Origin of the sequence: Capnocytophaga sputigena, from assembly GCF_002302495.1 — a bacterium.
In the GTDB taxonomy this organism is placed as follows: domain Bacteria; phylum Bacteroidota; class Bacteroidia; order Flavobacteriales; family Flavobacteriaceae; genus Capnocytophaga; species Capnocytophaga sputigena.
This window is the reverse complement of sequence record NZ_CP022379.1, coordinates 1,933,742-1,945,853: the sequence shown is the minus strand read 5'-3', so window position 1 is coordinate 1,945,853 and position 12,112 is coordinate 1,933,742. Positions and strand designations below refer to the sequence as shown.

At 42.8% G+C, this 12,112-nt stretch carries 10 protein-coding genes and 6 tRNA genes; 2 read left to right on the top strand and 14 right to left on the bottom strand.

What is annotated here, in order from left to right; translation table 11 throughout:
* Window positions 1-8: 8 nt before the first annotated feature.
* Entirely contained in the window at window positions 9-1,202 is a 1,194-nt protein-coding gene (locus CGC57_RS08540) for a porin (protein WP_095898802.1), read from the bottom strand.
* 116 nt (window positions 1,203-1,318) lie between these two features.
* Between CGC57_RS08540 and CGC57_RS08535 the strand changes: the two genes are divergently transcribed.
* On the top strand, window positions 1,319-1,999 hold the full coding sequence (locus CGC57_RS08535; protein ID WP_095898801.1) for a porin family protein: 681 nt from the start codon (window positions 1,319-1,321) through the stop codon (window positions 1,997-1,999).
* A 351-nt stretch (window positions 2,000-2,350) separates the two neighbouring features.
* The gene (locus CGC57_RS08530) at window positions 2,351-3,028 is read left to right on the top strand and encodes a porin family protein (protein ID WP_095898800.1); all 678 of its coding nucleotides are present in this window, start codon (window positions 2,351-2,353) and stop codon (window positions 3,026-3,028) included.
* A gap of 157 nt (window positions 3,029-3,185) precedes the next feature.
* Here CGC57_RS08530 and CGC57_RS08525 read toward each other — a convergent pair.
* From CGC57_RS08525 to CGC57_RS08460, 13 genes are all read right to left on the bottom strand, one after another.
* A tRNA-Phe gene (locus CGC57_RS08525) sits at window positions 3,186-3,258 on the bottom strand.
* Between the two features lie 102 nt (window positions 3,259-3,360).
* A complete protein-coding gene (gene fbp, locus CGC57_RS08520; protein WP_095898799.1) occupies window positions 3,361-4,386 on the bottom strand; it encodes a class 1 fructose-bisphosphatase in 1,026 nt (341 codons plus the stop codon).
* 74 nt (window positions 4,387-4,460) lie between these two features.
* On the bottom strand, window positions 4,461-5,177 hold the full coding sequence (locus tag CGC57_RS08515) for a pyridoxine 5'-phosphate synthase (protein WP_095898798.1): 717 nt from the start codon (window positions 5,175-5,177) through the stop codon (window positions 4,461-4,463).
* A gap of 12 nt (window positions 5,178-5,189) precedes the next feature.
* The gene (locus CGC57_RS08510) at window positions 5,190-5,693 is read right to left on the bottom strand and encodes a peptidase M23 (protein WP_095898797.1); all 504 of its coding nucleotides are present in this window, start codon (window positions 5,691-5,693) and stop codon (window positions 5,190-5,192) included.
* A gap of 13 nt (window positions 5,694-5,706) precedes the next feature.
* The gene (locus CGC57_RS08505) at window positions 5,707-5,946 is read right to left on the bottom strand and encodes a NifU family protein (protein WP_172458402.1); all 240 of its coding nucleotides are present in this window, start codon (window positions 5,944-5,946) and stop codon (window positions 5,707-5,709) included.
* A gap of 76 nt (window positions 5,947-6,022) precedes the next feature.
* Window positions 6,023-7,144, bottom strand: a complete 1,122-nt coding sequence (locus CGC57_RS08500; RefSeq protein ID WP_095898796.1) for an Mrp/NBP35 family ATP-binding protein — start codon at window positions 7,142-7,144, stop codon at window positions 6,023-6,025.
* A 582-nt stretch (window positions 7,145-7,726) separates the two neighbouring features.
* Window positions 7,727-7,797: transfer RNA gene (locus CGC57_RS08495), tRNA-Trp, on the bottom strand.
* 74 nt (window positions 7,798-7,871) lie between these two features.
* Window positions 7,872-9,059: an elongation factor Tu gene (gene tuf, locus CGC57_RS08490; RefSeq protein WP_002677857.1), complete on the bottom strand. Its 1,188-nt coding sequence runs from the start codon at window positions 9,057-9,059 to the stop codon at window positions 7,872-7,874.
* A 66-nt stretch (window positions 9,060-9,125) separates the two neighbouring features.
* A tRNA-Thr gene (locus tag CGC57_RS08485) sits at window positions 9,126-9,197 on the bottom strand.
* A gap of 12 nt (window positions 9,198-9,209) precedes the next feature.
* Window positions 9,210-9,282 (bottom strand) — tRNA-Gly (locus CGC57_RS08480).
* 22 nt (window positions 9,283-9,304) lie between these two features.
* Window positions 9,305-9,386, bottom strand: a tRNA-Tyr gene (locus tag CGC57_RS08475).
* 37 nt (window positions 9,387-9,423) lie between these two features.
* A tRNA-Thr gene (locus CGC57_RS08470) sits at window positions 9,424-9,497 on the bottom strand.
* A gap of 323 nt (window positions 9,498-9,820) precedes the next feature.
* On the bottom strand, window positions 9,821-12,106 hold the full coding sequence (locus CGC57_RS08460) for a glycoside hydrolase family 3 N-terminal domain-containing protein (RefSeq protein WP_095898794.1): 2,286 nt from the start codon (window positions 12,104-12,106) through the stop codon (window positions 9,821-9,823).
* Window positions 12,107-12,112: the final 6 nt, after the last annotated feature.

Sequence of the window (12,112 nt, the reverse complement as noted above, 5' to 3'; positions counted from 1 at the left end):
GTGGGGTACTAATGACTACTTTTTAAAATTGGTAATGTATAGTAAGCACCAATTGCGATGCGGTGTAGTTGTTCATCTTTTAGATGTAAGGTTTTGTCGTAGCTGAGGGTATTCCCCACGTAGGCTACGTAAAAGCGGAGGTCTTGTCCTTGTATGGGAGCGTATTGTGCGGCGGCGAAGTATATCCAATTGGTGCGCAACTGCTCACTGAGGCGCTGGGTACTTCCCGCTAACTCAATACCCGCTTTAGCCGATAGACTCCAGCGGTTGGTAAGTTGATAGTCGTATCGCGATACAGCACGTTTGTAGACTACATCTTTCTGCATCAAGAAATTATCTTTAGCCAAACCATCGTAGGCGCTGAGGAGTTTTGAAGCTGTAAGTCCGTAATCGGCAGCCATATAGGTATAACTGAGGTCGAGATAAACCGTATGTTTGCCACTTTTATACCAATTTCCCAAAGCTACGGAGTGAGTGAGGTAGTTGGCAGCGTATTGCGATAGGTTATAAGAGTAGCGCAATTTGAGTTTGCCGTCGAGCAAATCGGCATTCCAATAGAGGTACATCCCGATAGGTGCTTTGGAAGCCTTAAAATCGCCCGCTACAAAGCCGTTATTTTTCAAATGAGTAGCGAATTTAGCATTTACCGTATTGTGCAACTGTACGCCTATTTTCTGGCGGTCGTTGAGTTTATAGCCCAAAGCGAGTCCTGAAAGGAAGACATTGTTGTAGACCCCATTTAGGTAATCGGTGAAAATATATTCGTAGATAGGGTTGATTTCTTTTTCAAAAGCCCCAAAAGCAGCGAGCTGTTTGCCCACCGTTACATCCCACTGACGCATTGTGCCAAAACGATAGGTGATAAAAGCGTAGTCTAAGGCAGTAGTACCACCGTCCTGAGAAGTTTCGGTAAAGGGACGATTAGGACGGAATCGCACGCGATAGAAGAGATCGTCGTTGAAATCACCTTGCAGATTGATGCGCGCATTATCAATCACAAAATGAGTGCTGTTTTTAGAAGCATCGTTATAGTTATCACTCACGCCCCCCCCTCTGAAAAACAAATCGATGTTTAGTTTTTTGGCAAAAGCCGGAAGAGCGGGAGGAGGAGTTGGCTTTTCTATTGCCAAAGAATCAGCCTCTTGAGCGGTAGCAAATATAGTGGTTAAGGTTGTTAATAGCGTAAAAAAACGTCTTTTCATAAAAGGAAAATTAATATATTGGGGCAAAGATAAGGATAATTAGCTAATTAGCAAATTTATAGATTTGCCATTTTGGCAATTATTTATTACCTTTGTCCTTATTAATAGCTAAATTTATGAACCGAATGAAATTATTAGCAATGGCATTCCTCTGGGGAGTCGTTGCACAAGCACAAATAAAATGGGGTGTAGAAGCCAAAGCAGGGATTACCGCAGGCGGTCTTTACGGAGTTTCATCGCCTGAGTGGGTAATGGAAAGCGCTTCGGGATTGCAAATAGGCGGATTGTTGAGCGCTCAGTTTGACAATGGCATTGCGATAGAATCGGGATTGGTATATGCCTCCAAAAACTTTAAGCACGAGTACAATTACGGCGGAGGCTATTACAAAACTGACGGTAGCTATATGCGCAAGCAAATTTTTAATCATCATTATTTGGAAATTCCGCTCTATGTAGGTTTTCGTCTTAGAGCGCGACATATTACTTTTGTATGGAAAGCAGGACCATATATTGCGACGGCTTTGGCTGCCAATGTACGCGAAGAACAATCGGTGTATAAGGATAGTAGGTTTTTGCACATCAACAAAAGTAAATACTCATTGAGCATTGGCAATGGCAACAACGATGGGCTCAAGCCTTTTGATGCGGGGTTCAACTTTGCTACAGGTTTAGAAATCAAGCGCTTTACTATTGGTTTCCAATACTCAGTAGGTTTCATTGATATATTGCCTAACCCTAATGAGAACTATATGAAGCAGCAGTGTTTTGCTTTTTCGATAGGGGGAAGAATTCTTTAAAGAGACTATCTGGATTTTTTTATCCGTGAGGGCGTTTGCTAAATATTTTGTTTGCAAGGGCATTTGCAAAACGTTTTATCCGTGAGGGCGTTTGCAGCACATACCCAGCTATCGCTGGCTTTCCTACATAATACACTCTAAAAGTGATTGACTATCAAAGTAATCAACTTTGCCAAAGGTCGTAGCACGACAAGCAATTAAAACTTTGGCAAAGGTCGTAGCACGACGAGCAATTAAAACTTTGCCAAAGTGTAGCGACGCAAATACGATTGGAGAGCTTTAATTTGTGGTTTAGAATTATTTTTGTAACTTTGTAGCTTTAAAATTAGTAAATTTTAAAAACATTATACAATGAGAAAAACAAAATTATTTTTGGCGGTAGCCCTGCTTTTGGGGATGATGAGTCCTTTGCGCGCACAAGTGAAAATGGGATTGGAAGTAAAGGCAGGTTTGAACATTGCTGGCGTTTATTATTCAGACACTTATGACAGCAAAAGGTCAATCACTCCAGGATTTCACACGGGAGCTTTAGCAAGTGTAAATTTCCCTACAGGATTCTACCTTGAATCAGGATTATTGCTCACCACCAAAGGACATTCTTACAAGTATAAATACAAAGAAGACAAAGAGAGGTTCCTAAGTGAAAGACATTACAGCTACGGTTATTTAGAGATGCCTTTTTATGCGGGTTATCGCTTAAAGTTGCGAAAAGTAAACTTATTGTGGAAAGCAGGACCTTATGTAGCTGCTGCGTTGTGGGGTAATTCACGTGAAGAATGGACGCACTACAAGAAGAAAAAAGTAATAGACCACACCGTAAGAAACAGTCATTCATTAATTATTGGCAACAGCAGCTCTGATGATTTACGCAGATTTGATGTAGGTTTCAACTTAGCTACAGGCGTAGAAATCAATCGTTTTACAGCGGGCATTCAATATGGAATAGGTTTCACCGATATACTTCCCAGCCACTCAGAAAGTACTTCTAATCAGGTATTCAGTATTTCATTAGGATACAGAATTTTTTAACAACAAACATACTTATACTTTGCCAAAGGTGCGAGCCGCACGAGCAATTAAGTACCTTGGCAAAGTACTAAATAACAAAAGCCTCAGCATTCGCTGAGGCTTTTGCAATTCCTAATCCTTAAAAATATGAAAAATTTCCTCTATGAAGAAGATCTCGTGGTACCTCCAGGAATCGAACCAGGGACACAAGGATTTTCAGTCCTTTGCTCTACCAACTGAGCTAAGGTACCAGTTGTTTTATCATTACGGCTGCAAAAGTAGTACTATTTTTGAAACTTGCAAAATATTTTGTGAATATTTTGCAAGTTTTTTATCATCTTTTTTATAACTCATTAATAATCAAGTTTATCATTTGGGTATTTTGCCATAAATTCTTCTACCTTTTTCACCATATTTTCTGATCCGCAGAAGAAAGGTACTCTTTGGTGGAGTTCTGTAGGGCGGATATCCATAATGCGCGTGTAGCCATCAGAGGCTTTACCTCCTGCTTGTTCAGTGAGGAATGCCATAGGGTTACATTCGTAGAGCAAGCGCAATTTACCGCGTGGCGTACGCGTTCCCGAAGGGTAGATATAAATACCACCTTTGAGCATATTGCGGTGAAAATCGGAGACTAAAGAGCCTATATAACGCGAAGTATAAGGGCGATTACCTTCTAAGGCTTGACAATATTTGAGATAATCCTTCACTCCTTGCGGAAAATGCACGTAATTCCCCTCGTTGATGGAGTAGATGGTACCATCTTTAGGGTACTGCATATTAGGGTGAGAGAGGTAGTAAGTACCGATAGAGGGGTCGAGAGTGAAGCCATTTACCCCGTGACCAGTGGTATAGACAAGCATTGTAGAGAGTCCGTAGACCACATAGCCTGCTGCCACTTGCTTGTTGCCCTCTTGGAGAAAGTCTTCTAATTGTACAGGAGTCCCTACCGGAGTTACACGTCTATAGATAGAGAAAATCGTCCCTACAGTTACATTCACATCGGCGTTGCTAGAACCATCGAGTGGATCGATGAGCACAACGTACTTGCTGTTAGGGCTGTTCTCAGAAGAGGCAATGGGAATGAAAAACTCGTTTTCTTCGGAAGCAATGCCACATACTACATCGCGCTGGGTAAGGGCACGGATAAAGAGGTCGTTAGCAAAGACGTCTAACTTTTTCTGTACCTCACCTTGGATATTTTCTTGCCCCATATCGCCCAAGATGTCGTCTACTAATCCCGCTTTGTTTACTTCGCGGTTTACTAGTTTAGAGGCTAATTTGATCGCACTCAGCAAACGTGAGAGCTCGCCAGTTGAATGTTGGAAGTCCTTCTGATTTTGGATGATGAACTCCCCTAAAGTAAGATGTGTTTTCATTTTGTTGATATGTTAATGTATTAGTTTCTTAATTTAGTGCGAGCCCTATGAAATTTTGCTAATTAGCTAATTTACTAATCTGCCAATTTATTTAGGTATAGCTGAATTACATTCTCTAAACCTAAATAAAGAGCCTCGCAAATAAGCGCGTGACCAATGGAGACTTCTAAGAGGTTAGGTATTTGCTCTTTGAAGTATTTTAGATTATCGAGGCTCAAATCGTGACCAGCATTAAGTCCTAAGCCTACTTTTTGAGCTTCTAAAGCTGCTTTCACATAGGGTTCTACTGCTGCTTTATTCCCAAGGGCGTACTGGCTGGCATAGCCTTCGGTATAGAGTTCTACACGGTCGGTACCGGTAGCAGCTGCGGCGGTTACCATTGCCTCGACAGGGTCTACAAATAGTGAGGTACGAATGCCATTGCGTTTGAACTCGGTTACTACTTCAGTTAAAAAATCTTTGTGTTTAATGGTGTCCCAACCAGCATTAGAGGTGATCGCATCTTCGGCATCGGGAACAAGGGTAACTTGGGTAGGTTTGACTTGCAACACCAAGTCGATGAATTTAGGGATGGGGTTTCCTTCGATATTGTATTCGGTAGTTACTACTTTTAGCAAATCGAAGGCATCTTGATAGCGGATGTGGCGTTCATCGGGGCGAGGGTGGATAGTAACACCTTCAGCTCCAAAACGTTGAACATCTTTGGCTACTTGCAATACATCGGGCATATTACCACCGCGTGCATTGCGCAAAGTAGCTATTTTATTGATATTTACACTTAATTTTGTCATTAATTCTGTTTTTTAAGGGGTTGTAGTTTCTACTTCCTCTCCTCGCTCATCGGCTTCTACCTCTTGACGAAGGATAGAATCTTGTCTATTAGGGGTAACCCTATAGGCTTTAGGGTCGTATTTAGGATCGGAGATATTGAAACTGGCGGTGTCCTTATCGCGTTGAGGCTTCAGGTCACCGACGAGTACTTTTTTGATAGACGCCAAATACTTGTCGTTATCTTGGATTTTTTGCTCTAAGGAATCTACTTTGAAGAGCAGACTGAGAGTTTCGCGTTTGTTTTCGACGGCAGTATAGCCTAAAATATACTGGCGCAGAGGGGAATAGATAATCAGTACTGTAGTGAGAGCGATAAGCACAAAAGCAAAGAGAGAACCAAATACAAAGATATTGAGACGGCTCAAGCGGAAGGAAGTTTTTTCCTCGTAGGTACTGTCGTCCATTACTATCAAGCGGTATTTGCTCAGCCACTTGCGTTTCCAATATTCTTTTCTCGATTCTTTATTCGCTACCATTGTCGCTAATTCATTATTCTACACTGATTACTTTTTCTATTTGAGGCACATACTCTTTGATAGTCATTTCTACTCCGCTTCTAAGCGTAAGTTGATTGACAGAGCAGTTGGTGCAAGTGCCTTCTAAACGCACTTTTACGATTTTTCCATCTTCGATATCAACCAAAGTAATATCGCCGCCATCATTTTGCAAATAGGGGCGTATTTTATCTAAGGCTTTAATAACTTCATTTCTAAGTTCTTCCATTTTTATTAGGTAACAGATAACAGATAACAAGTATGTTGTTGCTGATTGTTGTCTGTTTAATTATTAATTGTTGTTTTTATTGTTAATTACTACTACAACCAGCGGTAGTGGTGATTCGGATTGCTTCGGAGGGAGGTAGTGTTTCGTTGCGTTCTACGACACTTTTCACAACCTCTTGAGCTAAGGTACGGAAGGCGTTTGCTTGAGGAGTGCCGTCTTGTAGCACTGTGGGGCGACCTTCGTCACCTGCTTCGCGTATGCCTTGTACTAAAGGAATTTCGCCTAAGAAAGGTACGTTCAAATCGGCAGCGAGGTTTTTAGCACCTTCTTTTCCAAAGATGTAATACTTGTTGTTAGGCAATTCCTCTGGGGTGAAATAAGCCATATTTTCTACAATCCCCAACACAGGCACGTTGATATTTTCTTGTTCGAACATCGCTACTCCACGGCGGGCATCGGCGAGGGCTATTTTTTGAGGGGTGCTCACTACTACTGCTCCCGTAATAGGCAATGCTTGCATAATACTCAAGTGAATATCGCCCGTTCCTGGAGGAAGGTCGATAAGGAGGAAATCGAGTTCTCCCCAGTAGGATTCAAAAATGAGTTGGTTAAGTGCTTTAGAAGCCATAGGTCCACGCCATATTACTGCTTGATTGGCATTGGTAAAGAATCCGATAGAGAGGATTTTCACGCCGTAGTTTTCGATGGGCTGGATGAACGATTTGCCATTGATAGCCACCGATTGAGGTCGGTTACCTGCTACATCGAACATTATGGGGATAGAGGGTCCATAGACATCGGCATCGAGAACACCTACTTTGAAGCCCATTTTGGCGAGAGCGGCAGCTAAATTAGCTGTTACGGTGCTCTTCCCTACTCCACCTTTACCAGAGGCAACAGCGATAACATTTTGGATACCAGGAATGGTTTTTCCTTTGATTTCGGGCACTTCGGGGGCGATGACTTTCACATTTACCACTACTTTGGCTTTTTCGTGAACTTCGCCGTGAATAGCTTTCATTATTTCGACTTCGGTACGTTTTTTGGCTTGCAAACTAGGATTGTTGATAACTACATCTACTACTACTTCGTCGCCAAATACTACTATATTTTGGACAGCGCCGCTATCGACCATATTTTTTCCTTCACCAGGAGCGGTAATTTTGCGAAGCGCTTCTAATACATCTTTTTTTTGAATGTTCATTTGTTATTTTTAGTTAAGAGATAAGAGATAAGAATTTGTTACGCTCTTATTTTTATTTTTTTAATTCTGCTTTATAGTCAAATAAATTAAATTACGAATAAATAGCTTATTTTTAGAGAGGTTTCCAAGAGGGCGTTTGCAAGAGGGCGTTTGCAGCACATACTCAGCTACCGCTGGCTTTCCTACATAACATACTCTAAAAGTAATTGATTACCTAAGTAATCACCTTTGGCAAAAGTTTTTAGACTTTGGCAAAGTGTAGCGGCTCAAAATTTAGAAACCGATTTTGATAGACTATGGTGATTCTTATTTGAAAGGCAAAGATATAACTTTTTTATTTATTATCAAAACATTTAGTGGTTTTTAGGTGAGGTGTGAGGTGCACAGGCAGGTGGTGGGGTGCGAGCCGCACGGGCAGATGGTGGGGTGCGAGCCGCACGGGCTGATGGTGGGTGCGGTGGGTGCGAGCCGCACGGGCTGATGATGGGAGGGATGGGAATGGTGGGAATAGTGGGAGGGGTGAAAAAGGAAAAACTTTGTCAGAGTTTGGGGACTTTGACAAAGTTTATTGGATTTTTATTGCACGGGTGGAGGGATTCGAACCCCCATCAACGGTTTTGGAGACCGCTATTCTACCCTTGAACTACACCCGTATTTTAAAAAAGTTTTGAGTTTTTAGAACCCAAAACTTTTTTGTATGATTGTTAACTTAATTCTAAGTTAGAAATTAGTCAAGGATTTCAGTTACTTGACCAGCACCTACTGTACGACCACCTTCGCGGATAGCGAAACGGAGACCTACGTTAAGAGCGATAGGTTGCAACAATTCTACTTCGATAGTTACGTTATCACCTGGCATAACCATATCAACACCTGGTTGCAAGTGGATAGTACCGGTTACGTCGGTAGTACGTACGTAGAATTGAGGACGGTAGTTGTTGTGGAATGGAGTGTGACGACCACCTTCTTCTTTAGAAAGGATATACACCTCAGCTTTGAATTTAGCGTGTGGAGTTACAGAACCTGGTTTGCAGATTACCATACCACGTTTGATATCTTTTTTGTCGATACCACGGAGCAACAAACCTACGTTGTCACCAGCTTCACCACGGTCGAGGATTTTGCGGAACATTTCAACCCCAGTGATAGTAGAGGTTAATTTTTCAGCACCCATACCGATGATTTCAACAGCTTCACCTGTTTTAGCAACACCTGTTTCGATACGACCTGTAGCCACAGTACCACGACCAGTGATAGTGAACACGTCTTCGATAGGCATCAAGAAAGGTTTATCGATGTCACGAGTAGGAAGTTCGATGTAGTTATCAACAGCGTCCATAAGGGCGAGTACAGTATCAACCCATTTTTTCTCACCGTTAAGAGCACCAAGAGCAGAACCTTGAACGATAGGAGTGTTATCACCATCGTATTGGTAAGAGCTCAAAAGTTCGCGCATTTCGAGTTCTACAAGTTCTAACAATTCAGGGTCATCCACCATATCAACTTTGTTCATAAATACAACGATACGAGGGATACCTACTTGGCGACCCAAAAGGATGTGCTCACGAGTTTGAGGCATAGGACCATCGGTAGCAGCAACTACGAGGATAGCGCCGTCCATTTGGGCAGCACCAGTAATCATATTTTTTACGTAGTCGGCGTGACCAGGACAGTCAACGTGTGCGTAGTGACGTGTAGCTGTTTGATATTCTACGTGAGAGGTATTGATAGTAATACCACGTTCTTTTTCTTCTGGAGCGTTGTCGATAGAATCGAAGCTACGAGCTTCTGAAAGACCAGCGTCAGCTAATACTTTAGTAATAGCGGCTGTCAAAGTAGTTTTACCGTGGTCTACGTGTCCAATTGTACCAATATTCAAGTGGGGTTTGGAACGATCAAATGTTTCTTTTGCCATTTTTAAATAAATTTTAAATCTTAGTTATATAAATGAGTGTTTGATGTGTGTACAAAAGATAATATGAGCTGATGACGAGATTTGAACTCGTGACCTCTTCCTTACCAAGGAAGTGCTCTACCCCTGAGCTACATCAGCATACACGAAAAGAGCGGGAGACGAGGTTCGAACTCGCGACATTCAGCTTGGAAGGCTGACGCTCTACCAACTGAGCTACTCCCGCAAAAAAAATAAAAATATGACAGTGGGGAGAACAGGATTCGAACCTGTGAAGGTAAAACCAGCAGATTTACAGTCTGCCCTCGTTGGCCGCTTGAGTATCTCCCCGAGAAATTTTAAACTATTAAAATATGTACTTATTTTGAGCCGGCAGAGGGATTCGAACCCACGACCCCGAGATTACAAATCACGTGCTCTGGCCAACTGAGCTATGCCGGCGTTTTTGTCTTACAGAGCGCAAAAGTATAACAAATTTTGAAACCTCCAAAATTTTTGAGAGTTTTTTTTATGATTTTTGATAAAATATTTTTTAAAATGTTGAAAATCAAATGGGTTTTAATGAAGGTGGTGGGAACGGTGGGAGCGGTGGGAGCGGTGGGAGTTGCACGGGTTGTAGGGTGGTGGGAGTTCTCAGAGAGACTCAGGAGTTCTCGGGGTTCTTGGAAAGGGGTTTGAAAATAGAGATAAAAAACTTTGCCAAAGGTGTAGCTGTGAAGCTATTAAAACCTTTGGCAAAGTTTAGCAATAATGAAAGAAAAAATCTATTTTAGTTCGAATTCTTTTTCGTTGCTGTTGTCGGCGGAGTGTTGAGCTACCCAGAGTTTGAAAGCACCGGGTTCGGTTACTTTTTTCAAATCGGCGTTGTAGAAGGCTAAGAGGTCTTCAGTAATTTCAAACTGTACTTGCTTGCTTTCACCTGCTTTGAGAGCCACTTTTTGGAATCCTTTGAGCTCTTTGACTGGACGGGTTACACTACCTACCAAATCGCGAATGTACAATTGCACTACTATTTCACCATCGCGCTTGCCGGTATTGGCTACTTGGGCTGTAACGGTGAGTTTGCCTCCTTTGTTGAGGGTGGCACTGCTGAGTTGTACATTACTAATATTAAAGGTGGTATAACTCAATCCGTAACCAAATGGATAAAGCGGTGTGATAGGTGAATCCTCATATTTAGAACGATAATCACCCATTGGATTATTAGGATCTACGGGACGACCAGTAGCTTTTTGGTTGTAATAGACCGGCACTTGACCTACATTGCGAGGAAAACTCATCACCAAACGCCCTGAAGGGTTATACTTGCCTGCTAATACATCGGCGATGCCATAACCTGACTGGGTACCAGGGAACCACACTTGCAAAATGGCATCGGCTAATTCACTCTCTTCACTGAGATCAAGCGGACGACCGCTATACACCAATAATACTATAGGTTTGCCTGCTTGCTTGAGCGCACGTAACAATTCGCGTTGAGGCGCACGCAAACGTATATCGGTGAGGCAAGCAGATTCACCAGACCAGTTATAATCTTCACCTAAGGCTACCACTGCTACATCGGCGGCACGTGCTGTGGCTACTGCTTTGGCTATATCGGCAGCAGTTGTAGCGGTAAGCGTACAACCTTTGGCATAGCTAAACTGCACCTTACTATCTTTATACACTTCTTGTAATCCTTTGAAAAGAGAAGCGCTGAGCTCACGGTCGCCACGACCTTGCCACTCGCCATTTTGGTTGATAGAATCTTTTACCATAGGTCCTATAAGAGCTACCTTTTTCACCATATCGGGAGTGATAGGCAATACCTCAGCATTGTTTTTGAGCAATACCACTGATTTAGTAACCGCAGTGCGTGCCACTTGCAAGAACTCTGGTTTCATAAGGGTTGCTTTGGCGCGGTTTTCATCGAGGAACTTGTAAGGGTCGTCAAACAAGCCCAACACGAATTTCATTTCCAAGATACGGCGTACAGCGGTGTTGATAGCTTCTTCTTTTACTTTACCCTCTTCAACTGATTTTTTGAGATGCTTGATAAAGTTAGAACCTGTCATATCCATATCAATACCTGCATTGATAGCCAATTCGGCAGCGTGCTTATTGTCGGCAGCAATACCGTGAGGAATGAGTTCGTTGATACCAGTATAATCGGTTACTACAAAGCCTTTGAAGCCCCATTGCTTGCGGAGAATATCCGTCATTAGGTAGCGGTTGGCTGTTGCAGGGATGCCATTCACCTCGTTGAAGGAAGCCATTACGGTGCCTACTCCTGCATCGATAGCTGCTTTATAAGGAGGGAGATAGACATTCCACAGAGTGTGTTGGGAGAGCTCGGCGGTGTTGTAGTCGCGGCCTGACTCGGCAGCACCATAGGCAGCAAAGTGTTTTACGCACGCCAAAATAGTATTGGTTTTATTGAGCGAACGCCAGTCGGTACCTCCTTGAAATCCTTGTACGCGAGCTTTAGCGATTTCACTTCCCAAGAAAGGGTCTTCGCCAGCGCCTTCCATCACACGACCCCAGCGCGGATCGCGAGCAATATCTACCATAGGAGCAAATGTCCATTTGATACCATCGGCGGCAGCTTCTTCGGCAGCAATGGCAGCGGTTTGGCGCATTAGGTCTAAATCCCAAGAGCAAGCTTCGGCGAGCGACATAGGGAAAATGGTTTTATAACCGTGAATCACGTCGTAACCAAAGAGGATAGGAATGCCTAAACGACTTTTCTTCACGGCAATATCCTGCATTTTGCGCACCCCAGGTACGGTAACAGCGTTGAACACACTGCCCACAAGACCTTTTTCGAGGTAAGGCTGAAAGTCATCGGACATTACGGGACCTGTAACATCCCAATCGGCAGCAAACTGAGTGAGCTGTCCGATTTTTTCTTCTAAGGTCATCAGTGCTAACAAAGAATCTACTTTGCGTTCGATGTTTTTATCGCCACTGAAGGACTCCCATTTCACGGGGGTGTTATCATTGGTTTTCGACGAGTTGTTACAAGCTGCTACAGCGAATAAGATAGTAGCAGCACAGATTAATTTCTTCATAAAACT

What these genes read in the sequence shown, in the direction of transcription:
- CGC57_RS08530 (WP_095898800.1), top strand. Translation starts at nt 2,351, where the DNA reads ATGAGAAAAACAAAATTATTTTTGGCGGTAGCCCTGCTTTTGGGGATG.
- CGC57_RS08460 (WP_095898794.1), bottom strand. Translation starts at nt 12,106, where the DNA reads ATGAAGAAATTAATCTGTGCTGCTACTATCTTATTCGCTGTAGCAGCT.
- CGC57_RS08540 (WP_095898802.1), bottom strand. Translation starts at nt 1,202, where the DNA reads ATGAAAAGACGTTTTTTTACGCTATTAACAACCTTAACCACTATATTT.
- fbp (WP_095898799.1), bottom strand. Translation starts at nt 4,386, where the DNA reads ATGAAAACACATCTTACTTTAGGGGAGTTCATCATCCAAAATCAGAAG.
- CGC57_RS08515 (WP_095898798.1), bottom strand. Translation starts at nt 5,177, where the DNA reads ATGACAAAATTAAGTGTAAATATCAATAAAATAGCTACTTTGCGCAAT.
- CGC57_RS08500 (WP_095898796.1), bottom strand. Translation starts at nt 7,144, where the DNA reads ATGAACATTCAAAAAAAAGATGTATTAGAAGCGCTTCGCAAAATTACC.
- CGC57_RS08535 (WP_095898801.1), top strand. Translation starts at nt 1,319, where the DNA reads ATGAACCGAATGAAATTATTAGCAATGGCATTCCTCTGGGGAGTCGTT.
- CGC57_RS08510 (WP_095898797.1), bottom strand. Translation starts at nt 5,693, where the DNA reads ATGGTAGCGAATAAAGAATCGAGAAAAGAATATTGGAAACGCAAGTGG.
- tuf (WP_002677857.1), bottom strand. Translation starts at nt 9,059, where the DNA reads ATGGCAAAAGAAACATTTGATCGTTCCAAACCCCACTTGAATATTGGT.